Here is a 22754-nt window from a genome sequence, read left to right as displayed (position 1 = left end):
CTCCCCCGGCCGGCGGTTCCAGGCGCGCCGCGCGCGCGTCTACCACTGATAAGAGAGCGTGGCCATTACATTGCGGGCCTCGCCCCAATAGCAGTTCTCCACGCTGATGCACGAGGCAACGTAGGTCTTGTCGAACAGGTTGGTGGCGGCCACGCGCAGGCTGCTGCCCTTGAGGGCGGGCGCGAAGCGGCCGAGGTCCACGTGCACCATCATGTCGACCAGCGTGTACGGATCGACCTTGAGCGAATTGGCGTTGTCCACCCAGGTGGTCCCCACGTAGCGCACGCCGGCGCCCAGGGTGACGCCGGGGGTGAACTGCCAGTCCATCCAGGCCGAGGCCATGTGCCGGGGCGCCTGGTACGGCGTATTGCCCTCGTAGCCGTCGGCCGATTCCCGGATGGTCATGTTGTTGAGCGTGTAGCTCGCCAGCAGCGCCAGGTTGTCGGTGAGCTGGGAGCGGACCTCCAGTTCCAGGCCGCGCGAGCGGACCTTGCCGGTGGGCTCGTAGAACGACTGGGTGGGCGCGCGCGACGCCACGTTGTCCTGCGTCAGCTGGTACACCGCGGCCGAGATGTAGCTCTCGCTGCCGGGCGGCTGGTAGCGGATGCCGGCCTCGTACTGCTCGCTGGTGGTCGGCTCGAGCAGCTGGCCCTGCTGGTCGGTGCGGATGCTGGGGTTGAAGCCGTCGGCGTAGCTCACGTACGGCGCGATGCCGTTGTCGAACAGGTAGACCGCGCCCGCCCGCTTGGTGAATTTCGAGCCCTTCCAGCTGGCCGCCGCGCCGGCGTACTCGTTGGTGACGCGCGCATGGTCCTGGCGCAGGCCCAGGGTGAAGCGCCACTTGTCCCAGGCGATCTGGTCCTGCAGGTACACGCCGGTCTGTTCCAGGCGGCGGTCCACCGGGTCCTTGACCAGCCCGACCAGGTTGGGCTGCCCGTATTGCGGGTCGAGCACGTTGATGGGATCGGCGCCGCCGGACTCCCAGTAGCCGTCGAGCTTGCGGCGCTGGTAGTCCAGCCCGCCCAGCAGCGTGTGCTTGAGCGCGCCGGTCTCGAAGCGCCCCTCGAACTGGTTGTCGACGGTGTAGGCGCGCATCTGCTCGTGCGCTCCGGCGTAGTAGCGCGTCAGGCTGTCCGGGCCGGCCCAGCCGTAGCCGTACACCTGCTCCAGTTTCACGTCGGTCCACAGGTGGCGGAAATTCTGCCGGAATGTCAGCCGGTCGTTGAAATCGTGCTCGAACTGATAGCCCAGCATGCGCTGCGTGCGTTCGTATTTATTCGCGCTGGGGTCGCCGTCGAAGAAGCTGCGCGGCACGCGCTGGCCGTTGTGGTCGTTGGTGACGCTGGCGTCGGCCGGCACCGCGCCGTGGTAGCTGCCTTCCGGATCGTGCTGCAGGTAGGCCTGCAACAGCAGCCGCGTGCGGTCCGAGAAATTGATATGCAGCGACGGCGCCACGCCATAGCGTTCCTCCTTCACATGGTCGAACTGAGTGTCCAGCTTGCGCCCCATGGCCGTCAGGCGGTAGGCCACCTTGCCGTCTTCGTCGACCGGGCCGGCCAGGTCCACGCCGGCTTCGTAGCGGTCGCGGTTGCCCGCGCTGACTTCCACTTGGCGGTAGGGCTCGTAGAGCGGCCGCTTGCTGGTCAGCGCCACCACGCCGCCGGGCGAGGAGCGGCCATACAGCACGGAGGCGGGGCCGCGCAGCACGTCGGCGCGTTCCAGGAAGTACGGGTCGACTTGCGTGGCGGTGTAGCTGCCCTGGTCGCTGAGCGTGCGCAGCCCGTCCAGCAGGGTGTTGTCGACACTATTGTCATTGAAGCCGCGCAGGGCCACGTAGTCATAGCGGTTGGTCGCGCCGACCAGGGCGGTGAACGCGCCGGGGGTGTAGTTCAGCGCTTCGGACACGCTGCGCGGCTTCTGGTCGTCGAGCTGCTTGCGCGTGATCACCGAGATCGATTGCGGCGTCTCGATCAGCGGCGTGTCGGTCTTGGTGCCCGCGGCGCTGCGGGTGGCCACCAGGCTGTCGCCGGCGCTCAAGGCGGTCTGCGCGCTGGCCGAGACGGTCACCGCGTCCAGCGTGGTCACCGGGCCGGAGGCGGCCGGGCGGCGGCGCAGCACGTAGCCGCCGTTGCGCGCCGGCACCGCTTCGAGCGGCGTGCCCGCCAGCAGCCGCGCCAGGCCTTCGGACACGCTATAGCGGCCATTCAGTCCCGGCGTGCGCAGTCCGGCCGTCAGGGCCGGGTCCGCCGCCACCATGACCCCCGCCGTCGCGCCCAGCGCGCTCAGCGCATTGTCGAGCGGGCCCGCCGGAATGGCGTATTGCTGTTGTTGTGCCGCTGTCGCCTGCGTGGCCTGCGCGGCGGCCTGCGGGGCGGCGCACGCCAGTATGGCGGCGCCGCACAGCAGCCGCAGCGTCGCCAGCGCCGGGTGTCGCCGCGCGCACGGCGTCAAGGGAACCCTGGTCGTCTCCTGGGCGCGCGGCCGGATCCGGCCGGCCGCGTGCCATCGATGGCCTGGTGCCATATTTGTTTTCCTGTGTGATTTATTAAGGGAGCGCCGCGCATCGCGGTGCCTTCACACACAGGACACGCCAGAACCCGGAATCTGCCCGGCCGTTACAATTTTCTTGGGGGAAGTCATGCCGCTTGGATGCTGGCCCAGTAGCGGGTGCGATAGACCACCCGCACCGGCAGCACTTCTTCCAGCATGCGCAGCGCCGCGTCGGTGTCGTCCACGGGAAAAGCGCCGGTCACGGCCAGCCTCGCGGCCGCCGGCTCGCAGCGCACCAGGCCGGCTCGATAGCGCTGGAGTTCCGCCGCGAAGCGCGCCAGCGGCATGCGGCTGGCCACCATCATGCCGCGGTCCCAGGCCGCCTCGGCTGCCGGCGCCGCCAGCGCGCGCGCTGGCTGTATGTGGCGCGCGTCGAAACACAGGGATTCGCCGGCATGGACCATCGCGCCAATGCCAGGACTGGCGCTGGGCACGACCTGTACCGCGCCTTCCAGGACCGCGACGCGCACGCTGCCCGCGTCGTCGTCGAACTGGCGCGCGGTGAACTGCGTGCCGATGGGCCGCAGGCTGCCGCTCGCGGTGCGCACCAACAGCGGTCGGTGTTCGTCGCGGGCGGTCGTCACCAGGATTTCGCCCTGGCGCAACCAGATCTGCCGCACGGTCTCCGTCATGTCGACGTCGATCGCGCTGCGCGTATTCAGCACGACCCGGGTGCCGTCGGCCAGCGTGAGCGCCAGCCGCTCGCCCGTGCCGGTGCGATGGGCGGCCAGCCAGGGCGCCGCCGCCGTGCCCGCCGCGCGCCAGCCCACGGTGGCCAGGCCGCCGGCGAGCAGCGCCAGCTTGATGGCATTGCGCCGGCTGTCGCGCGCGGCGGCCTGGTCCAGGGCGGTGCTGGCGATGCGCGGATCGGTATAGGCGCGCGTGGTGGCCAGGTCGCGCGCCAGGGCGTTCATGCGCTGCCAGGCGCATTCGTGGTCCGGGTCGGCCGCGCGCCACCGGTCGCACGCCTGCCGCGCCGCGACGGTGTCGTCGCACTGCAGCCGGGCCATCCACTGGGCTGCCTGCAGCACCACTGGCCGCGGCAGTTTGCGGGCCACGCCGCCCAGCGGCGCGAACAGGGTGGACGGGCCGGCCTGGTCAGGCATAGACGGCAATGTAGCAATGCTGCAGCCCGCTGATCACCGCCTTTTGCACCACGTTGACACTGACTTGCAACTGCGCGGCGATGTCCTTGTATGGCATGTCCTCCAACTGCGCCATCAGGAAGATGCGGCGGGTGCGCGCGGGCAGGCCGTCCAGCACGGCATAGACGGCCTCCAGCGCCTCGATCAACAGTCGTTGGGTTTCAGGGGAGGGGGCGGTCAGTTCGGGGCGGGCGGCCAATGCCTCCAGGTACGCGCGTTCCAGCGCGGCGCGCCGGAACCGGTTGCGCATCAGGTTGTTGGCGATGGCGCTCAGGTAGCTGCGGGGTTCGCGCAGCTCGTCGCGCCCGGGGGTTTTCATGACCCGCTCGAACGTATCCTGGGCCAGGTCGGCGGCATCATCGCGGTTGCCCAATTTGCGTCGCAGCACGGCTTCCAGCCAGCCATGGTGGTCGCGGTACAGATTGTGGACATTCTGGCGGTGAGCGGCTTCGGCGTGGTGTGTGGCTGTGGGCATCCGGACCTCCGACAAAAGTCATAAATGAAAACCATTATCAATTCTAATCGACTTTATCGCCATGTCGGAGTGGCAACTTTTTACTTCGACGCGCGCGGTCGCAAGACAACACAAGGCCCGCCTCGCGGAGCGTGGCGGGCCTTGCGGTCCGGGGGGAATCCCCGCTTAGTCGCGCATTTCCTTGTCCGGCGGTGGCGCCGTGTCGCGCGCCGGCAGCCGGGTTCCGCGTTCGCTGAGCCAGCGCTGCAGCACTTGATGGGCAGTCTCCCGCCCCCCCAATCCGAACGCCAGGGCGCAAGCCACCGCCGCCGAGCCGAGGATCAGCCCGAATGCCAGGTTGACGATCTCGTTGGCCAGCCCCATGAAGCGCAGGCCCATTGCGATGGCCAGAGCGATGATGGCGTATTTCAGGATGGAGGGCAGACCGCTTTCGCCCACCGAGTCGCCGACCAGCTTCGCCACCAGGCGCGCCATGATGACGCCGACCAGCACGATCACGCTGCCGAATACCACTTGCCCGCCCAGTTCGGTGACTTCTCCCAGCATGACGGCCACCAGTTCGAACTTCAACAGGCCGGCCGCTTCTATAGCCGCGAAAAGCATGATCGTCACCAGGGCGATCCAGCCGGCGATGTACGAAGGCCGGGCATTGGATGGCAAGCCGCCGAAGCCGGTGAGGGCGCGGTCAAAGCCGGTCGACGCCAGCAATTGCTCGATGAGCCCGCGCACCCATTGCGCGATGAAATACGCGATGGCCAAGAGCAGCGCGGCGGCGAAGATGCGGGGAATGGCGTCCAGGATGGTCTGCAGGACGAACACCGTGGGTTCGACAATCGACGAGATGCCGAGAGTTTGGAGCGCGGAGATCGCCACCGGGATGATGATGATTGTGAAGGCCAGCATGCCGGCCGCCCGCACCATGGCGCCGCAGCGCTCCCCGGCGGGTTCGGCCGATTGCGCCGGCGCGGAGACGTCGGCGGTCTTGCCGAGGCGGGCGCATATCTTGCTCCAGTTCACCGCGCCCAGCGCGGTTTCGACAATCGTGCGCACGATCCGGGCGATCAGCACGCCGACGAAGAAGATCACGGCTGCGCCGATGATGCGCGGCAGGTATGTGAATACTTCCTGGGTCAGGGCATTGATCGGCGCCATCGCCTGGTCCAGCCCGAGCGGCTGTAGTGCCACCAGCAATCCGACCAGCCATACCAACCAATAGCCCAGCGTGCCCATCGAGGCAGCCAGGCTGCCATCCTGCGCTTGCGGGCCTTTTTTAAGCAACGGGATCTTGTCCATCAGCCTGATCAGCCCCCATCGCACCGCGCGGGCGACAAAGTGCGTCACGATCAAGATCAGGATCGCGACGAGGACTCTGGGGCCCCAAATCGTGATCTGATCGCTCAGATATGCCAGTCGGTTATTGCCCTGCATCATGTTGCTTCTCCCTTCTGGTTGCTTGTCAGTGGCGCATGGAAATATCCCAGCATTTCAGCATGCGTGAAATTATTGCAACACGAATCATGGGGTTCTTGAAAGCTCGCGGCGTCGAAATGACAGTTCTTGATGTTTGGCCCGCCGTGGGCTTCCGGGGGAGTAGGGGACGGCGAGTTGTTGAAAAGCGGATAAGAAGTTAGGATGCCGCGAAATTGCCGCCAAGACGCGGCCCCAACCCTGCGGCCCCTCGATCGAGGGGCCGCACGTTTTTTTGCGTTTTCGTTTTTCTGCACGACGGAGTGCGCGCATGAACCCGCTTTCCCCGGCTGTCCGGCTCAATCCGGCGGCCATTTTCGACGACCCCTGACCGACTCACTATAGGAGATTGCCGTGCCTACGCTGGCGCTGGGCGCTGTTCCCGGGTGGCTGACCCGCATCATGGAATTGCGCATCGACGTTGACCCAGGTTCCTGGAAACTGGATAACGAACTGGATTCCCTGTATTCCCGCATCACCCGCCCGGGTGACCGCCTGCACGACATGCCGGAGGTCAAGACCGAAATCCCTGGGCTGGTGCTCCGCTACCGCGAGGCGGATGGCGAGTTTTATGTGTATCTGGTGGATCGGGCGCGCGGCAGGCTGGCCGGCTATACGGTATTCAATCGCCTCGTCGAGGTCGGGCGGCGCGCCGATCCCTACCTGCGGGCGCCTCATTCCAAATACGACCAGCCCTACCAGCGCCGCGGCCTGGCGGCCGCGGTGTACCGGTGGGCGCTGGACGCGGGGCAATGCCTGATCACCGGCGCGCGGCAGTCGGGCGCGGCGCGCGCGCTATGGCAGTCGCTGGCGCGGCATTACGAGTCCGGCTATGTGGATGTGCGCCGCAAGACGCTGACCTATCTCGGGCCGCAGGTGGCCGAACGCGTCCTGCACGACCTGCACACGCGCATGGTCCTGCTGGGGCGGGGCTGGACCTGGGACGCGCTGGCGGACCGCGCCGGCATGCGCGCGCCGGCCGCGACTTTGTTACCTCATGAGCAATCCGGTCATGACGTTCCGCTCTAGAATCCGCCGGGATTGATCCAGGAGGTATTCCCATGAAGATCTTGATGGCCGGCCTGGCGCTGGTCGCGATGCTGACCGGTTGCGCGGTCTATACCCCGTCCGGCTCGGTCGTGGTCGACCCGCACGGCGACGGCTACTACCATGGCGGCGGCGGTTTCTGTCCGCCGGGGCAGGCCAAGAAAGGCAATTGCTGATCCGGCCCCTGCCGCGCGACGGAAAGGCCCGCCCGGCGGGCCTTTCTCCATTCTGGCTGTTGGTGGCGCCCGCTCGTTACAAAACTTATCAAGCGTGTGACGAAATGCGCGGTATGCTGGCCCTAGTGAGGGCCTTCTAGTGCATCAAAACAACTTGATCTACAAGGGATACCGCCTGACCGCCAAGGTCGCCCGCGGCGTCCCCGCCAACATGGCCGCAGAGTCGGGCTCCCCTGTCTTTACCGCATCGGTGCTCGTGGTGCAGGCCGATGCGGTCCAGGAAGACGGCGACGAATACACCGTGCCGAGCTTCGCCGGCGGCAACTTCGTCTACAGCCCGCGCGAAGCGGTGCATGAAGCCATCAGCCATGGCTGCGCCATCGTCGACGCCCTGACCGGGGTGGTCAACTAGCCCGGCTTCCCCGCCGCTTCAGTCGGCGAAGATCTCGCCCCAGTTGCGGGTCTTGCCCAGCGGGCGCACGACGGCGGACTGCTCCAGTATGGATACTGCCTTGGCGTATTCCTCGGCCGACGCGCCATCCTCCAGGATGACCATGCGGCCGCTGCGCGCGTCCGCCATCTTTATGTCGGCCATCTTGCCGTGGGTCTGGTAGACCTGCGTCCAGTCCATTTTCTTGCCGGCCTTGAGGGCGATGGGTTCGATGTAGGTCAGCCAGGCGCCGCTGGCGCTGCGCACCGCGTAGGCGAAGTCGGCGGTGGTGCCGCTGCTGCCCTGGGCCTTGGCGCCCTGCAGCAGGCGCTCGCGGCCCAACGCTTCGCCCAGCACGCGACCCACCTCGGCGCGAAAGCGCAGCCGGCTGAATTTCGGCATCCACTGGCCGCACTGGAACGACAGTGCCGTCACCAGCCTGACGGCGTCCCACAGGGCCTCCTGCAATTGGCCGGCCTGGCCGGAGGCGACGATGGCGCCCGTCTTGTCGAAGCGCGCCAGGCAGACGCCGGGCGTCAGGTTCAGCAGTTCCAGGCGCTTGGGATTCATGTCCACGCCGTAGGCGGCCGCATGCATGGCGGCTTCGCCGGCGTCGGTCAGGTAGAACGAATCCTCGTCGGGTCGGGCGATGAAGAAAGCGGCGTGCTGGCCATCGAGGCCCATGGCCACGGGCGTGACGGCGCGCACGGCATGTTCGCCGGCCGGCAGGACGGTCCAGCCGGCGGCTTGCAGGAACGAGGTCATAGCAGCAATTCGATCTGGCGGCCCTTGAGCGGGTGCGCGAAGCCACCGGCCAGGGTCAGGTTGGCGCATTGCAGGAAATACGGGATCAGGGCGGCAATGTCGTGCAGCGCCGGCTCCACGGGCTCGGCATAGCCTTCGCCTTCCTCGTGCCACAGGTGCCGGTGGGTACGCTCGGTCAGCGTCTGCCGGTAGTGCGGCCGGCCGGTGCCGGCCAGGCTGGTGTGGAAGGCCTCGCCGGTGTCCACGCCCAGCACGCGGTGCGGGCCGATGAACAGGCTGGCCGAACAGGCTTCGCGCATGGCGATGACGGCCTGCCCGTGCACGGCGGTGCGGGCCGGCCGGTAGACCGCGCGGAAAATGATGTCGTCGCGCGCTTCGCCGCGCAGCCGGCAGGCCGAGGCGAATTCCATCCACTGGACCTGGCCGGCGGAGGGCCGGGCCGTCCAGGCCACTGGTTTGACGGTCTCCTTGGCTTCGGCCAGGATGTCGCGGACTTCCGCCGCGGTGATGAGAGGAGCTTGCGTATTGGCCATGGGCCGCTGATGTGGTCTCGTATGATGCGATGCGCCGGCCAGGGGGCCGGCGCGAGGGGGCGTAATCTTACAAGAAGGCGGCGCGCTTGCGCCGGCCCGCGGTATCAAAGCGTGTCGGTGCCGAACGTGTCGCACTGGCGCAGGTCGCCGCTGTCCAGGCCGCGCTTGAACCAGCGCACCCGCTGCGCCGACGAGCCGTGCGTGAAGGCGTCCGGCACCACGTAGCCCTGGCTCTGCTTCTGCAGCGTGTCGTCGCCGATGGCGGTGGCCGCGTTCAGGCCTTCCTCGACGTCGCCGGCCTCGAGGATATTGCGCGCCTGGTCGGCCTGGCGCGCCCACAGGCCGGCGAAGCAGTCGGCCTGCAGCTCCATGCGCACCGACAGCGCATTGGCCTGGCCGGGGTTGCGCTGGCGCAGGCGGTCGACCTGCTCGGAGATGCCCAACAGGTGCTGCACATGGTGTCCGACCTCATGCGCAATGACGTAGGCCTGCGCGAAGTCGCCCGGCGCGTTCAGGCGCCGCTCCATTTCGTCGAAGAAGCTCAGGTCGATATAGACCTTGCTGTCGGCGGGGCAGTAGAACGGGCCCATGGCGGCCTGGCCGGTGCCGCAGGCGGTGGGCGTGGCGCCGCGGAACAGCACCAGCTTGGGTGGCGCGTACTGGCGGTTCAGGTTCTGCTGGAAAATGGCGCTCCAGGTGTCTTCGGTTTCGCCCAGCACCTTGGCCACGAAGCGCGCCTGCGGGTCGTCGGCGGGCGGCTGCGCGGGAGCCTGCTGCTCCATGGGGGCGGGGCCTTCGGCCATCTGCAGGACCACCGAGGGGTCGACGCCGAAATAGATGGCGACCAGCGCCAGCACGATGGTGCCGATGCCCACCGACCCGCGCCTGCCCAGGCGGGGGCCGCGCGAGCGGCGGTCTTCGATGTTCTGGCTTTCCCGCGAATCATCCATGCGCATGTAGTTTCTCCTGAGCTGGCGCCGAGGATGCTAGGATAAACCCATGGCCCTCTTTTTCTCCATCCATCCCGATAATCCCCAGCCGCGGCTGCTCAAGCAGGCCGCGCAGTGGCTCGATGACGGCGGCCTGGTCGCGGTGCCCACCGATTCCAGCTATGCCGTCGCCGCCCACCTGGACGACAAGGCCGCCGCCGACGCCCTGCGCCGCCTGCGCGGCCTGGACGAGCGCCATCACCTGACCCTGTTGTGCCGCGACCTGGCCGAAATCGGCCATTTCGCGCGGGTCGACAACCGCCAGTACCGGCTGCTCAAGGCCGCCACGCCCGGGCCTTGGACTTTCATCCTCGAAGCCACGCGCGAAGTCCCGCGCCGGGTCTCGCACCCGTCGCGCAAGACCATCGGCATCCGGGTGCCGCAGCATGCGGTCACGCTGGCGCTGCTCGAGCAGGTCGGCGCGCCGCTGTTGTCGACCACGCTGATTCCCAAGGGCGAAGACACCGCCCTGAACGACGCCGAGGAAATCCGCGAGCGCTATGCGCACGACCTCGCCGCCATCATCGACGCGGGCGCCTGCCCGCAGTCGCCCACCACGGTGATCGACCTCACCGGCGGCGAGCCGGCGGTGCTGCGGCTCGGGCGGGGCGATCCGGCGACGCTCGGCCTGGCCTGACCACCGGCCGCCGGCCGGCGTGGCCGGCGTGATCCGCAGGTACAATCCCGCAGGCCATGTCCGAACTCATCCAGACCATCGCGATCTACGCGATCCCCGTCATCTTCGCCATCACGCTGCACGAGGCGGCGCACGGCTACGTGGCGCGCATGCTGGGCGACCCCACCGCCGAGCAGGCCGGGCGCATCAGCCTGAATCCCATGCGCCACATCGATCCGGTCGGCACCCTGCTGGTGCCGGTCGCCATCCTGCTGATGTCCAAGCTGATGGGCGGGCCCGGCATGCTGTTCGGCTGGGCCAAGCCGGTGCCGGTCGATTTCGGCCGGCTGCGCCGTCCCAAGAAGGACATGCTGTGGGTGGCGCTGGCCGGGCCGGCGGCCAACCTGGTCATGGCCATCCTGTGGGTGATCTCCATGCGGCTGTACCTGGCCGGCGGCGTCACCGAAGGCTACTGGTACCAGATGGCCATGGCCGGCATCAACGTCAACCTGGTCCTGATGGCCCTGAACCTGCTGCCGATCCCGCCGCTGGACGGCGGGCGCGTGGTCTTCAGCCTGCTGCCCAACCGCATGGCGTGGCAGTACTCGCGCATCGAGCCCTACGGCCTGGTGATCGTGCTGCTGCTGCTGGTGACCGACGTGCTGTGGGTGCTGATGCGGCCGGTCATGGAATTAGGGACAACCATCGTTACCTGGTTCTTGTAGGCGTCGGCGGAATATCCGTTAAACTCGGCGATTCGACTGACTCAGATATATCGCCCAGGGCGTCCCGCCCTGGTCCGGAGCCCATTTTCATGGCATCCCCCGATTCCGCCGCAACACCTACTTTTCAGGGCAGCATGGTGGCGCTGGTCACCCCCATGCAACCCGACGGCAGCCTCGATTACGCTGCCTACCGGTCGCTGATCGACTGGCACATCGCCGAAGGCACCGACGCGCTGGTGGTGGTCGGCACCACGGGCGAATCGCCCACCGTCTCGATGGAAGAGCACGCCGAACTGATCCGCGTGGCCGTCGAGCACGCCGCCGGCCGCATCCCCGTCATTGCCGGGGTGGGCGCCAACTCCACCGACGAGGCCATCCACCTGGCGCGCCATGCCAAGGCGGTCGGCGCGCAAGCCGGCCTGTCGGTCGTGCCGTACTACAACAAGCCGTCCCAGGAAGGCCTGTACCGGCACTTCCGCGCTATCGCCGAGGCGGTCGACCTGCCGACCGTGCTGTACAACGTGCCCGGCCGCACCGTGGCGGACATGTCCAACGAAACCGTGCTGCGCCTGGCCCAGGTGCCGGGCATCATCGGCATCAAGGACGCCACCGGCGACATCGGCCGCGGCGCGCTGCTGATGCGCGAGGCGCCGGCCGGCTTCCAGGTGTTCAGCGGCGACGATCCCACCGCCACCGCGCTCATCCTGCTGGGCGCGCGGGGCAACATCTCCGTCACGGCCAATGTGGCGCCGCGGCTCATGCACGAGCTCTGTGCCGCCGCGTTGGCGGGCGACGTCTCCAAGGCGCGCGAACTTAATGCGCGCTTGGCGCGTCTAAACAAGGCCTTGTTCGTCGAGGCCAATCCCATTCCTGTGAAATGGGCGCTGGCCCAGATGGGCCGTACCGCGCTGGGCTACCGGCTGCCGCTGGTGGAGCTGGGCTCGCAGCACCACGATACGGTACGCCGCGCGCTCCAGGAAACGGGCCTGCTCTAAATATAGTGAGGATGCGTATGAACCAACGTCATGCCGCGGCGTCGGCATTGATGGCCCTGGCGTTGCTGGCGGGCTGCAGCGATGTCAACGAATTGCTCGGCAACGAAGATTCGGTCGACTACAAAAGCACGCGGCGCGGCGATCCGCTCAGTATCCCGCCCGACCTGACCCAGGCCTCCAGCGATCCGCGCTACCGCGCGCCCGCGTCGGGCAGCACCACTTATTCGCAATACCAGCAGCAGGGCCAGCAGCAGCAAGTGGCCAGCGTCGCGCATAACAGCAACGTGCTGCCGCAGCGCGACGACATGCGGGTCGAGCGCGACGGCGACCTGCGCTGGCTGGTCGTGCAGCGTCCGCCCGAAGAGGTCTTCCCCAAGGTGGTCGACTTCTGGACCGACACCGGTTTCACCGTCAGCACCAACAGTCCCCAGGCCGGCCTGATCGAAACCGATTGGGCGGAAAACCGCGCCAAGATCCCCGAAAGCTGGCTGCGCCAGGCGCTCGGGTCGGTCCTGGACACCGTCTGGGATAGCGGCGAGCGCGAGAAATTCCGCACCCGCCTGGAACGCGTCGACGGCCATACCGAGATCTACATCTCGCACCAGCAGATGATCGAACAGCGTTCCGGTCCCGACGAAGCCCAGGTCCACTGGGAGCACGGCAAGGAAGATCCCGGCCTGAACGCCGCCATGCTGGCGCGGCTGATGGTCTACCTGGGCACCGACGTCGACAACGCCCGCCGGCTGGTGGCGCAGGCCGAGGCCTCGCCGCAGGCGCCGGCGGTGCAGGACGTGCGCGCCAACGGCGCCATGCTGGTGGTCGACGAGTCCTTCGACCGCGCCTGGCGCCGCGTCGGCGTGGCGCTCGATTCCGGCGGCTTCGCGGTCGACGACCGCGACCGCTCGGCCGGCGAGTACTTCGTCCGCTATGTCGATACCGACACCGGCGCGCAGCAGGACCAGCCCGGCTTCTTCAGCCGCCTGTTCTCGGGCGACAAGCGGGCCCAGGCCACGCAGTACCGCATCCACCTGGCGGAAAGCGGCGCGCAGACCCAGGTCACGGTGCTCGACAGCGACGGCCAGCGCGACAGCAGCGCCACGGCCCAGCGCCTGCTGAGCGTCCTGAAGGACAAGATGATCTGAACTTCCGCGGGCCGCGCCCGCGAAAAAGGCCGCGACATTGCTGTCGCGGCCTTTTTTGCTTGGCGGGCCGGGGTGGCAGTCGCCGGATTACGACGAAGGCGTGGTGCTGCCGCTGGTGCCGCCGGTGCCGCCGCCGGGGGTGGTGGAGCTGTCCGGAGCCGGGGTGGTGGGAGCCGGCGTGCTGGGCGCGGGGCTCGAGGGCGCCGGCATCGTGGTAGAGGGCTCGGAGCCGCCAGGGCTCGCGGTGTCTTCTTTCTTGTCGCAAGCGGTCAGCGCGACGGCAACTACCGAAGCAAGAATCAAGGTTTTGCTGATCATGTTGAGACTCCTGTTAGGTGACGATCATGCGGCCCGTTAGGGGAAAACCAGAATCCCGTTAGGGGAAACCAGTAGTCAGGCTACAGGAATCAAGCAGGCGCTGGCGTGTAGAAATTAAAGCGGTGGCATCCAGGACGTAACAATCTTTTCTTATACGTGTTGGACATTTCTTTATGTTTCTACCCGGGCAGAGACCTTAGCGTTCTGTGTGGGATGGACACGTTTAGGTGTCCGGATCGTACAGAACCGGCCTTTTCCGGGCCGCCGCGGGCCGCCCGGTGTGGCGAATCCGTCACATCGGGGCGCGGTAGTGCAGCCAGCCGGCGTCGAGCCAGTCGGCCAGGCAGGCGCGCGCCGCCGTGTCCAGACGCCGGCAGCGCGGGTCGGCGCAGTCCAGCTGTCGCGCATCGGCCAGGGCGCGCAGCGCCGCGACGGCCGGCACCGGCGCCGTCTCGCCGTTGATGAACAACTGGCGGCCCCGGTACAGCATGCGGCTGCGGCGGTCCAGCGCCAAGCTGCCAGCCTGCGGCCAGTCGGTCGCCAGGTCGATGTCCAAGTCGGCCGGCGGGTCGAACACGCTCAGGTTGTTGGGCTCGGTCAGCCAGCAGCCGAGGAAGCGCGCGGCGAGGGCGTCGTCAAAGCGCATCCTGGCCAGGGTATCGAGGGTGGCTTGCACCAGGCCGTCGGGCAGGGCGGCCGGCGTGGCCACGGCCGGCTGGCCGGGGTCGCGGTACAGCGCGTCGAGGCGCGGGCCCGGCAGGGCGGGTTCGCCGTACGGGCCGCCGCCGGCCAGCCCGGCGCGCGCCATGGCCTGGTCGGCGGCGGCTTCCAGCAACCCGCGCGCCAGCATCGCCTGGCTGGGGGCGCGGAAGCCGATGGAAATCGTCATGCAGTCGGCGCCCTCGGCCACGCCGTCGTGGGCGGCCTGCGGCGGCAGGTACAGCATGTCGCCCGGTTCCAGCACGGCATCGTATTCCGGCGTGAAGCGCTCCAGTATCTTGAGCGGCAAGCCGGGCTGCAGCGAGAGGTCCTGCTGGCGCCCGTACCGCCAGCGGCGGCGTCCGGCCGCCTGCAGCAGGAACACGTCGTAGCTGTCGAAGTGCGGGCCGACGCCGCCGCCGTCCGAGGCTACGCTGATCATGATGTCGTCGAGCCGGGCGTCCGGAATGAAGCGGAACTGCTGCATCAAGGCGCTGGCGGCATCGCTGTGGATGTCGACACCCTGCACCAGCAGGGTCCAGCCCGGTTCGCTGGCCTTCGGCAGGCGGGCGAACGGCCCGTGTTCCATGTGCCACGCCTCGCCCTCGCGCCAGATCAGGCGCGACTCGACGTCGTCGCGGCGCGCCAGCTGCTTGATGGCGGCGATGGTCAGCGGCGGCCTGAAGCCCGGAATGGCCTGCGGGATCAAGAGTGGCCGGCGCTGCCAATAGCGGCGCATGAACTGCGCCGGGCTGTGGCCGCCCAGCAGGGCCAGGGGCAGGTCGGTCTTCATGGCAGGCAGGCCTTCAGGCGATACAGCGCATCCAGGGCCTCGCGCGGGGTGAGGCTGTCCGGGTCGATTTCCGCCAGCTCGTCGCGCAGCGCGTGCAGCGCGGCGAGTTCGTCGGACTGGTCGGTGGCCGCGCCGGCCTGCGCGTCGGCCTCGATGGCCGCGGCGAACAGGCCCAGTTGCGGGGTGGGCGCGCCCTGCGCTTCGAGGCGCTCGAGCTCGCGCGAGGCCTGGCGGATCACCGCGGCCGGCACGCCGGCGCGCTGGGCGACCTGGATGCCGTAGCTGCGGCTGGCCGGGCCGTCGCGCACTTCGTGCAGGAATACGATGCCGCCGGCCGATTCGGCCGCCGCCAGGTGCACATTGGCCGCCGTCGGCTGCTCGGCGGGCAGCCGCGTCAGTTCGAAGTAATGGGTGGCGAACAGCGTCAGGGCGCGGTTGTGGGTGACCAGCCGCTGGGCGATGGCCCAGGCCAGCGCCAGGCCGTCGTAGGTCGAGGTGCCGCGGCCGATCTCGTCCATCAGCACCAGGCTGTGCGGCGTGCTGGCCGCCAGGATGGCGGCCGCCTCGGTCATTTCCATCATGAAGGTCGAGCGCCCGCCGGCCAGGTCGTCGGCGGCGCCGATGCGGGTGAAGATGCGGTCCAGCTTGCCCACCGCGGCGCGCTGCGCCGGCACGAAACTGCCGGTGCGCGCCAGCAGGGCGATCAGTGCGACCTGCCGCATGTAGGTCGATTTACCGCCCATGTTGGGGCCGGTGATCAGCAGCATGCGGCGGGTGGCGTCGAGACGGCAGCCGTTGGGCGTGAAACGCTCGATGGCGCGCTCGACGACCGGATGGCGGCCGGCTTCGATGTCGATCTCGGCCTGCTCGGTGAGCTCCGGCGCGGTCCAGTCGTGGCGGCGCGCATGGTCTGCCAGCGCGGCCAGGGTGTCCAGCTCCGCGAGCGCGCCGGCGCAGTCGGACAGCGGCCGCACGTGCTCGGCCAGCGCATCCAGCACCTGCTCGTACAGCCATTTCTCGCGCGCCAGGGAACGGTCCTGCGCCGACAGCACCTTGTCTTCCCAGGTCTTGAGCTCGGGCGTGATGTAGCGCTCGGCGTTCTTCAAGGTCTGGCGCCGGCGGTAGTCTTCCGGCACCTTGTCGGTCTGGCCCTTGGTGACTTCGATATAGAAGCCGTGCACGCGGTTGAATTCGACCCGCAGGTTGCCGATGCCGGTGCGCTCGCGCTCGCGCGCCTCGAGCTGCACCAGGAAATCGCCGCCGTCGGCGGCCAGGGCGCGCAGTTCGTCGAGCTCGGCATCGAAGCCGCTGGCGATCACGCCGCCGTCGCGGATCGCCACCGCCGGCTCCTGGGCGATGGCGCGGCCCAGCAGGTCGGCGACGGCCGGGTCGGGCGCCAGATGGGCGGCCAGCTCGGCCAGGCGGGGCGAGGTTTCCAGCGGGGCCACCAGGGCGCGCAGGGCGGGCAGGGCGGCCAGCGCGTCGCGCAGGCTGGCCAGTTCGCGCGGCCGTACCGAGCGCAGCGCCAGGCGCGAGGCGATCCGTTCCACGTCGGGGAAGGCGTCAAGGGCGTCGCGCAGGCTGTCCAGCAGATTGGCGGCGCCGAAGGTCTGCGCCACATCCATGCGGCCGGCCAGCAGTGCCGAGATGGCCTGCTGGCGCGCCAGCGCCGGGGCGTTGTCGCGCAGCGGGTGATGCAGCCAGCGCCGCAGCAGGCGACTGCCCATCGGCGTGCGGCAGCCGTCCAGCAGCGAGAACAGGGTGGGGGCGTCCTCGCCGCTGAGCGTCTGGGTCAGCTCCAGGTTGCGGCGCGTGACCGGATCCATCAGCACATACTGGCCGGGCCGCTCGACCGCGATGCCCTGCACATGCGCCAGCGCCTGCGACTGGGTGCGGGCGGCGTAGCGCAACAGGGCGCCGGCGGCGCAGATGGCGGCCGGCATGTCATCGACGTCGAAGCCGGCCAGGGTGTCGGTCTTGAAGTGCGCCAGCAGGTGCGCGCGCGCGCCGTCGCTCTCGAAGTGCCAGTCGGGCACCCGGGTGCGCGCGCCCTCGAACGCCAGCGCCAGGTCGGCGCTGTCGGCGCACACCAGTTCGGCGGGCGCGATGCGGTGCAGTTCGGACTCGATCTGGGCCGGCGCGCATTCGGTGACGCGGAACTCGCCGCTGGCCAGGTTCAGCCAGGCCAGGCCGGCGCGCGGGTCGCGCGCCTTGCCGCCCAGGCAGACCGCCGCCAGGGCGCGGTCCGCCTTGGCCGGCAGCAGGGCCTCGTCGGTCAAGGTGCCGGGAGTGACGATGCGCACGATGCGGCGTTCCACCGGACCCTTGGCGGCGGCCGGGTCGCCGATCTGTTCGCAGATGGCGACCGATTCGCCTTGCCCGACCAGGCGCGCCAGGTACTGCTCCATGGCGTGCACGGGCACGCCGGCCATCGGGATCGGCGTGCCGTTGGAGGCGCCGCGCTTGGTCAGCGTCAGGCCCAGCAGGCGGGCGCCGCGCTCGGCGTCTTCGTAGAACATTTCATAGAAGTCGCCCATGCGATAGAACAGCAGCAGCGGCCCGGCCTCGGCCTTCAGGCGCAGGTACTGCTGCATCATGGGAGTGTGGCCGGCGTAGGCGTCGGCGGCGGATGCGGATGCTGTCTTGGAACTCATAGGCCAGGATTGTATCGGGCGGGCAGGCCGCCGCGAGGCCGTACCGGGGAGGCCGCAATGGCTTTCTCATGGGAAAAGGTGTCTGACACCCCGGGGGCGGCTCGGCTGCCGGCCATGGTTATCGCGGGGTGTCGGGCACCTGCTGCTTATGGAGAACCCCCGTCCAGGTGTCAGACACCTGCGACAGCCGCGCCTGCTGCATCCGCCTGGCGGCCCGCCGCGCCGCCCGCTCATGGAAAACCCTCAATCGCGCGCGGCGCGTTTCCTGGTAGCCTAAGATATCTTAAATATATTTGTAGGATATCAACAGGCGAGCCGCCTGGTTCAACCCCCGTGCATAAGGAGCGCGCATGAACGCCACCCGCTGGACCGGCATTTTCCCGGCCATCACCACCAAGTTCCACGCCGACGAGCGCATCGACGCGGCGGGCACCATCAAGCACATCGATTTCCAGATCCGCAACGGCATCCATGGCCTGGTCACCTGCGGCTCGCTGGGCGAAGCCAGCACCCTGACGCTGGAAGAGAAGCTGGAGGTGGCCCGCATCGCGCTGGAGGCCGCCGACGGCCGCATCCCGGTGCTGGCCAACGTGTCCGAGACCAGCACGCGCGAAGCGCTGCGGTACATCGAAGGGGCCAACAAGCTGGGCGTGGCCGGGTTCATGGTGATGCCTTCGGTGGTCTACGTGGCCGATGCGCGCGAAGCCATGCAGAACGTCCGCACCCTGGCCGAGGCGGCCCAGCAGCCGGTGATGGTCTACAACAACCCGGTGGCCTATCGGGTCGACCTCAAGCCCGAGCACATGGTCGAGCTGGCCGACTGCAAATGGGTCGAGGCCATCAAGGAAAGCACCGGCGACGTGCGCCGCGTGACCGACCTGCGCAATGCGCTGGGCGATCGCTACCAGATCTTCATGGGCGTGGACGACCTGGCCTACGAAGGCCTGGCGCTGGGCTGCGACGGCCTGCTGGCCGGCGTGGGCTGCGCCTTCCCGCGCGAGACGGTGGCGCTGTACGACCTGATGAAAGCCGGCCGGTTTGCCGAGGCGTTGGCTCTCTATCGTTGGATGACGCCGCTGCTGCACCTGGATGTCTCCACCAAGCTGGTGCAGAACCTCAAGCTGATCGACGCGCTGGTGGGGGTGGGCAGCGAGCACATGCGCCGTCCCCGCCTGCCGCTGGTGGGCGAAGAGCGCGCCTACGTCGAGGCCGTGGTCAGGCGCGCGCTGGCCGAGCGTCCCGAGCAGTATCGCTCGGTCATGTAGCCCGCGCGCGCCCTGGGGCCGGGCAGGGACGGGACCGCCGACTAAGGGAAATAACCAATGCCGCCGGTCCGACCCTTGCGACAGAATTAAATATATTTCAAATATCTGATCAAGATACCTGACTGGTCCCTTCCATCGCCGGTCCGTCGCCCAGGTGCGCGGCGGGCCGCCTCACCACAGAGTGCAGCCCGATGTCTTTCCCGGATAACGACCCGCCCCATGCCACCATCGCCGCGCCGGTGCGCTGGATCGTCAATGCATCTGAATTCGTGCTGCGCGTCGAGCGCCGGCTGCTCAGCGGCTTCATGGCGCTGCTGGTGGGGCTGGTGCTGGTCAATGTGGCCACGCGCTATGCCGGCGTGCCGATCTACTGGATCGACGAGGCCTCGGTGTACGCCATGGTGTGGCTGACCTTCATCGGCGCATCGATCATGACGCGGCTGCGCCTCGATTTCTCGGTCGGCATGCTGACCGACCAGCTTGGCCCGCGCGGCATGCGGGCCGCGCGCATCGTGGCTACTGCGTGCGTGTTGTGCTTCGGCCTGGCGCTGGTGTGGATGTGCTGGGCCTGGATGGATCCGGCGGGCATCGCCCGCCATGGCTTCGACGCGCAGGCCTATGCGGCCGACTCGTTCAATTTCCTCTACACCGAGCGCACGCAGACGCTGAACTGGCCGACCTGGGTGCTGCGCCTGGTGTTGCCGCTGTTCGCCGTGTGCCTGACGCTGCATGCCCTCAGCAATCTTTTCGAGGACCTGGCCTGGGTGCCGCGCCAGTCGCGCAAGGATTTCCCGGTGGCCAGCCCGGACATGGTGAACTGACATGCTGACCTCGATCTTCTTCCTGGCCGTGCTGCTGGTGGGCGTGCCGATCGGCGTGTGCCTGTGCCTGGCCGGGCTGGTCTACATCTTCGGCACCGGCAACACCGTGCTGCTGCAGTCGTTCCCCATGCAGATGTTCGCCGGCGTCGACAGCTACGGGCTGATCGCCATTCCGTTGTTCATCCTGATCGGCGAGATCATGAACAATGGCGGCATCACCCGGCGCCTGGTGGAGCTGGCCATGGCCTTCATCGGTTCGGTCAAGGGCGGGCTGGCCTACGTGAACGTGCTGGCGAATGCGCTGGTATCGTCGATCATCGGCTCGGCCACCGCGCAGGTGGCGGTCATGTCGCAGACCATGGTGCCCGAGATGGAGCGCCAGGGCTACGACAAGACTTTCGCCGCCGGCCTGACCGTCTACGGCGGCATGCTGGGCTCGATCATTCCGCCGTCGGTGATGTTCGTGGTCTACAGCGTACTGGCGCAGGTGGCGGTGGGCGACATGCTGATCGCCGGCATCCTGCCCGGCCTGCTGCTGACGGCGCTGTTCTTCGTCATCATCGCGGCGCTGGGCGTGGTCTACAAGTATCCGCGCAGCGCCGGCAAGACGCTGCGCGAGCGGGCCCTCATCGTGCTGCGCGCCAGCCCCGCGCTGTCGATCCCGGTGATCATCGTCGGCTCGATCGCCTCCGGGCTGGCCAATCCGACCGAGGCGGCCGGCGTGGGCGCCCTGGCCGCGGCGCTGGTGGGCCGCTACATCACCCGCGAGTTCCACTGGCGCATGCTGCCCGACATCATGCTGCGCTCGGCCATCTACGCCGCGATCGTGCTGTTCCTGGTGGCCGCCGCGGCGGTATTTTCCTGGCTGCTGATCTACGGCAAGGTGCCGCAGATGGTGGCCGCCTGGATCCAGACCGTGGCGGACACGCCGCTGGCTTTCCTGCTGATCGCCAACCTGATTCTGCTGGTGATCGGCACGGTCATCGACGGCATTCCGGGCCTGATCATGACGGTGCCCATCCTGCTGCCGGTGGCCACGGGAATCTACGGCATCGACCCGATCCACTTCGGCGTGGTGGTGGTGATCAACCTGGTGCTGGGCCTGATGTCGCCGCCGGTGGGGCTGTGTTTCTTCGTCGCCGCGGCGGTCACGGGCGCCAAGCCCGGCAAGATGTTCCTCGTGACGCTGCCGTTCTTCATCGTCTGCTGCGTCGCGCTGGTGGTGCTGTCGTTCTTCCCGTCCCTGTCGCTGGCCTTGCTGCAGTAGGCGGGGGCCCTTTCACGCTGTCTGTTGTTCCCTACATAACACTCGACCACAGGATCGCGTCATGACCAATTGTTCCCGCCGCCGCTTCATGCAGACCGCCCTGGCCGCCACGGCCGCCCCATTGATCTTGACCAGCCGGGCACGCGCCGCGTCGGCGCGCGAGTTCCGTCTGGGCGTCATCACGCCCGCCGGGCATTCATGGAACAACGCCGCGCTGGCGTTCGGCGAGGCCTTGAAAAAAGAAACCGGCGGCCGCCTGAGCGTCACGGTGTTCCACTCCGGCCAGCTCGGCAACGAGCCGGCCATGATGCAGCAATTGCAGACCGGCGCGCTGGACATGGGCTGGATCCAGGCGGCCGAGCTGGGCTCGCGCGTGAACAGCGTGGCCGCCATCAACGCCCCGTACCTGGTGCGCTCGACCGCCAGCGTCGCCAAGCTGGTGCGCACGCCCCAGGCGCTCAAGCTGCTGGACGCGCTGCCGCGCGAGACCGGCACCGTCGGCCTGGGCTGGGGCATTACCGGCATGCGGGTGGTGTTCGCCACCCGCGACATCAATACGCCGGACGACTTGAAGGGGCTCAAGCTGCGCATCAACCCGACGCCGGTCTACCGCGATTTCTACCAGTTCTTCGGCGCCGCGCCCACGCCCATTCCCACGCCGGCGGTGTTCGACGCCATGACCAACGGCCAGGTGGACGGCCTGGAGGCCGATATCGAGTTTTCGTGGAACCAGCGCTTCGATAAAGTCTCGAAGACCCTGCTGCCCATGAACGCGTTGTTCATGCCGTTCGCGCCGCTGGTGTCGGGCCGCGTCTGGAAGGGCCTGGACGCCAAGGACAAGGAGCTGATCCGCGGCCTGGTCGGCCAGGCCCTGGACGCGCAGATCGACAGCATCGTCACCACCGAACAGGGCCTGATCGAGAAGCTCAAGCAGACGCCGATCACGTTCAAGAGCGACGCGGGCTACGATCCGCAGCCGGCCATCGCCGCCTTCGACCAGGTGTGGCTGCCCAAAGCCCCGCAGATCGCCGATTTGCGCAAGGTCGGCGCCACCTTGTAAATTCGGGCGCACGCCGGGCCGCGCAGGCCCGGCGGCATTCCGGTACGCTACCGTCCATGAACAAGACTCAAGCATCCGCGCCGGCCCGCCTGCCCAAGCGGCGGGCCGCCGACCTTGCGTACGACAAGATCGAGACCCTGATCTCCAAGCTGGAGATCGCGCCGGGCAGCCCCGTCATCGAGGCCGAGCTGGCCGAGATGACGGGGCTGGGGCGCACACCCGTGCGCGAGGCGCTGATGCGCATGGTTTCCATCGGCCTGATCGTGCAGCAGCCGCGGCGCGGCTTGCGGGTCTCCACCATCGACGTGATGGAACACCTGGACGTACTGGCCACGCGGCGCGTGCTGGAGCAACTGATCGCCACCAGCGCGGCGCGGCGCGCCACCGACGTCCAGCGCAAGGCGCTGCTGGCCTGTGCCCGCAAGATGACCCGCGCCGCCGAGCGCGGCAACCTGGACGACTACATGACGGCCGACCAGGAACTGGATCACGTCAACCACGAAGCCTGTCGCAACCAGTCGGCGGTCAAGGCGGTGGTGCCGCTGGTGGTGCAGTGCCGGCGCTTCTGGTATGCCTACCAGCACGAAGGCGAGATCGCCGAAGGCGCGGCCGCGCACCTGGCCATGGCCGAGGCCATCGCCAGCGGCAAGGCCGCCGAGGCGGTGGTGGGCGCCAACCGGCTGATGGATTATCTGGAATTGTTCACGCGGCGCGTCATCGATACCTGAAGCGCCGCGCCGCCGGCCCGTCCCGATGCGCAACATCGGGGCGGCGGGCCGGCCGCGCCGCCTGGCGGGCCGCCCGCCGTGAACAGGCGGCCCG

At 68.3% G+C, this 22754-nt stretch carries 22 protein-coding genes; 12 read left to right on the top strand and 10 right to left on the bottom strand.

Annotated elements, in window-relative coordinates; translation table 11 throughout:
* Nucleotides 1-39 precede the first annotated feature (39 nt).
* The 4 genes from CAL24_RS16120 to CAL24_RS16105 form a co-directional block, all read right to left on the bottom strand.
* The gene (locus tag CAL24_RS16120) at nt 40-2523 is read right to left on the bottom strand and encodes a TonB-dependent siderophore receptor (protein WP_094807188.1); all 2484 of its coding nucleotides are present in this window, start codon (nt 2521-2523) and stop codon (nt 40-42) included.
* A 113-nt stretch (nt 2524-2636) separates the two neighbouring features.
* Entirely contained in the window at nt 2637-3656 is a 1020-nt protein-coding gene (locus tag CAL24_RS16115) for a FecR domain-containing protein (protein ID WP_094807187.1), read from the bottom strand.
* Nucleotides 3649-4170 carry a sigma-70 family RNA polymerase sigma factor gene (locus tag CAL24_RS16110; protein WP_094807186.1) on the bottom strand — a complete coding sequence of 174 codons (522 nt, stop codon included), beginning with the start codon at nt 4168-4170 and terminating at the stop codon, nt 3649-3651. The genes CAL24_RS16115 and CAL24_RS16110 overlap by 8 nt, the downstream gene beginning before the upstream one ends.
* 165 nt (nt 4171-4335) lie before the next feature.
* Complete coding sequence (locus CAL24_RS16105; RefSeq protein ID WP_051439465.1) at nt 4336-5601, bottom strand: mechanosensitive ion channel; 1266 nt, start codon at nt 5599-5601, stop codon at nt 4336-4338.
* 390 nt (nt 5602-5991) lie between these two features.
* Here CAL24_RS16105 and CAL24_RS16100 point away from each other — a divergent pair, with 390 nt between their 5' ends.
* The 3 genes from CAL24_RS16100 to CAL24_RS16090 all read left to right on the top strand — a co-directional run bounded on the left by CAL24_RS16100 (nt 5992) and on the right by CAL24_RS16090 (nt 7272).
* Nucleotides 5992-6666, top strand: coding sequence for an N-acetyltransferase (locus CAL24_RS16100; RefSeq protein WP_249278550.1), 675 nt, complete (start codon nt 5992-5994; stop codon nt 6664-6666).
* 32 nt (nt 6667-6698) lie between these two features.
* A complete protein-coding gene (locus CAL24_RS16095; protein ID WP_038853631.1) occupies nt 6699-6860 on the top strand; it encodes a hypothetical protein in 162 nt (53 codons plus the stop codon).
* A 139-nt stretch (nt 6861-6999) separates the two neighbouring features.
* Nucleotides 7000-7272, top strand: a complete 273-nt coding sequence (locus CAL24_RS16090) for a hypothetical protein (protein ID WP_028354811.1) — start codon at nt 7000-7002, stop codon at nt 7270-7272.
* An 18-nt stretch (nt 7273-7290) separates the two neighbouring features.
* Here the strand turns inward: CAL24_RS16090 and CAL24_RS16085 are convergent, their stop codons facing one another.
* From CAL24_RS16085 to ypfJ, 3 genes are all read right to left on the bottom strand, one after another.
* Nucleotides 7291-8055: a DUF1828 domain-containing protein gene (locus CAL24_RS16085; RefSeq protein WP_028354810.1), complete on the bottom strand. Its 765-nt coding sequence runs from the start codon at nt 8053-8055 to the stop codon at nt 7291-7293.
* Nucleotides 8052-8588: a hypothetical protein gene (locus CAL24_RS16080; protein ID WP_028354809.1), complete on the bottom strand. Its 537-nt coding sequence runs from the start codon at nt 8586-8588 to the stop codon at nt 8052-8054. The genes CAL24_RS16085 and CAL24_RS16080 overlap by 4 nt, the downstream gene beginning before the upstream one ends.
* 104 nt (nt 8589-8692) lie before the next feature.
* A complete protein-coding gene (ypfJ, locus tag CAL24_RS16075; RefSeq protein WP_028354808.1) occupies nt 8693-9544 on the bottom strand; it encodes a KPN_02809 family neutral zinc metallopeptidase in 852 nt (283 codons plus the stop codon).
* Between the two features lie 43 nt (nt 9545-9587).
* Here ypfJ and CAL24_RS16070 point away from each other — a divergent pair, with 43 nt between their 5' ends.
* From CAL24_RS16070 to bamC, 4 genes are all read left to right on the top strand, one after another.
* On the top strand, nt 9588-10214 hold the full coding sequence (locus tag CAL24_RS16070; protein ID WP_028354807.1) for an L-threonylcarbamoyladenylate synthase: 627 nt from the start codon (nt 9588-9590) through the stop codon (nt 10212-10214).
* Between the two features lie 56 nt (nt 10215-10270).
* Nucleotides 10271-10918: a site-2 protease family protein gene (locus tag CAL24_RS16065; protein WP_028354806.1), complete on the top strand. Its 648-nt coding sequence runs from the start codon at nt 10271-10273 to the stop codon at nt 10916-10918.
* 89 nt (nt 10919-11007) lie between these two features.
* Nucleotides 11008-11913, top strand: coding sequence for a 4-hydroxy-tetrahydrodipicolinate synthase (gene dapA / locus CAL24_RS16060; RefSeq protein WP_028354805.1), 906 nt, complete (start codon nt 11008-11010; stop codon nt 11911-11913).
* An 11-nt stretch (nt 11914-11924) separates the two neighbouring features.
* On the top strand, nt 11925-13055 hold the full coding sequence (gene bamC / locus CAL24_RS16055; RefSeq protein WP_094807185.1) for an outer membrane protein assembly factor BamC: 1131 nt from the start codon (nt 11925-11927) through the stop codon (nt 13053-13055).
* An 87-nt stretch (nt 13056-13142) separates the two neighbouring features.
* On the opposite strand, the gene CAL24_RS16050 is transcribed toward bamC, so the two are convergent.
* The 3 genes from CAL24_RS16050 to mutS all read right to left on the bottom strand — a co-directional run bounded on the left by CAL24_RS16050 (nt 13143) and on the right by mutS (nt 17519).
* The gene (locus CAL24_RS16050) at nt 13143-13373 is read right to left on the bottom strand and encodes an endopeptidase (RefSeq protein ID WP_081760436.1); all 231 of its coding nucleotides are present in this window, start codon (nt 13371-13373) and stop codon (nt 13143-13145) included.
* 292 nt (nt 13374-13665) lie between these two features.
* Nucleotides 13666-14865, bottom strand: coding sequence for a cupin domain-containing protein (locus CAL24_RS16045; RefSeq protein WP_094807184.1), 1200 nt, complete (start codon nt 14863-14865; stop codon nt 13666-13668).
* Nucleotides 14862-17519, bottom strand: a complete 2658-nt coding sequence (mutS, locus tag CAL24_RS16040) for a DNA mismatch repair protein MutS (RefSeq protein ID WP_249278549.1) — start codon at nt 17517-17519, stop codon at nt 14862-14864. The genes CAL24_RS16045 and mutS overlap by 4 nt, the downstream gene beginning before the upstream one ends.
* Before the next feature lie 350 nt (nt 17520-17869).
* Between mutS and CAL24_RS16035 the strand changes: the two genes are divergently transcribed.
* From CAL24_RS16035 to CAL24_RS16015, 5 genes are all read left to right on the top strand, one after another.
* The gene (locus CAL24_RS16035; protein ID WP_028354757.1) at nt 17870-18784 is read left to right on the top strand and encodes a dihydrodipicolinate synthase family protein; all 915 of its coding nucleotides are present in this window, start codon (nt 17870-17872) and stop codon (nt 18782-18784) included.
* A gap of 191 nt (nt 18785-18975) precedes the next feature.
* Nucleotides 18976-19605, top strand: coding sequence for a TRAP transporter small permease (locus CAL24_RS16030; RefSeq protein ID WP_094807183.1), 630 nt, complete (start codon nt 18976-18978; stop codon nt 19603-19605).
* A 1-nt stretch (nt 19606) separates the two neighbouring features.
* Nucleotides 19607-20872 carry a TRAP transporter large permease gene (locus CAL24_RS16025; protein WP_094807182.1) on the top strand — a complete coding sequence of 422 codons (1266 nt, stop codon included), beginning with the start codon at nt 19607-19609 and terminating at the stop codon, nt 20870-20872.
* A 61-nt stretch (nt 20873-20933) separates the two neighbouring features.
* Nucleotides 20934-21932, top strand: coding sequence for a TRAP transporter substrate-binding protein (locus tag CAL24_RS16020; RefSeq protein ID WP_094807181.1), 999 nt, complete (start codon nt 20934-20936; stop codon nt 21930-21932).
* A 56-nt stretch (nt 21933-21988) separates the two neighbouring features.
* Nucleotides 21989-22660 (top strand): GntR family transcriptional regulator, encoded by a 672-nt coding sequence (locus CAL24_RS16015; protein ID WP_028354753.1) that lies wholly within the window; start codon nt 21989-21991, stop codon nt 22658-22660.
* The last annotated feature ends 94 nt before the right edge of the window (nt 22661-22754 follow it).

This window comes from Bordetella genomosp. 2, assembly GCF_002261345.1.
GTDB lineage: Bacteria > Pseudomonadota > Gammaproteobacteria > Burkholderiales > Burkholderiaceae_B > Bordetella_A.
The sequence above is the reverse complement of the archived record's forward strand: the minus strand, read 5'-3'. Positions and strand labels throughout refer to the sequence as shown.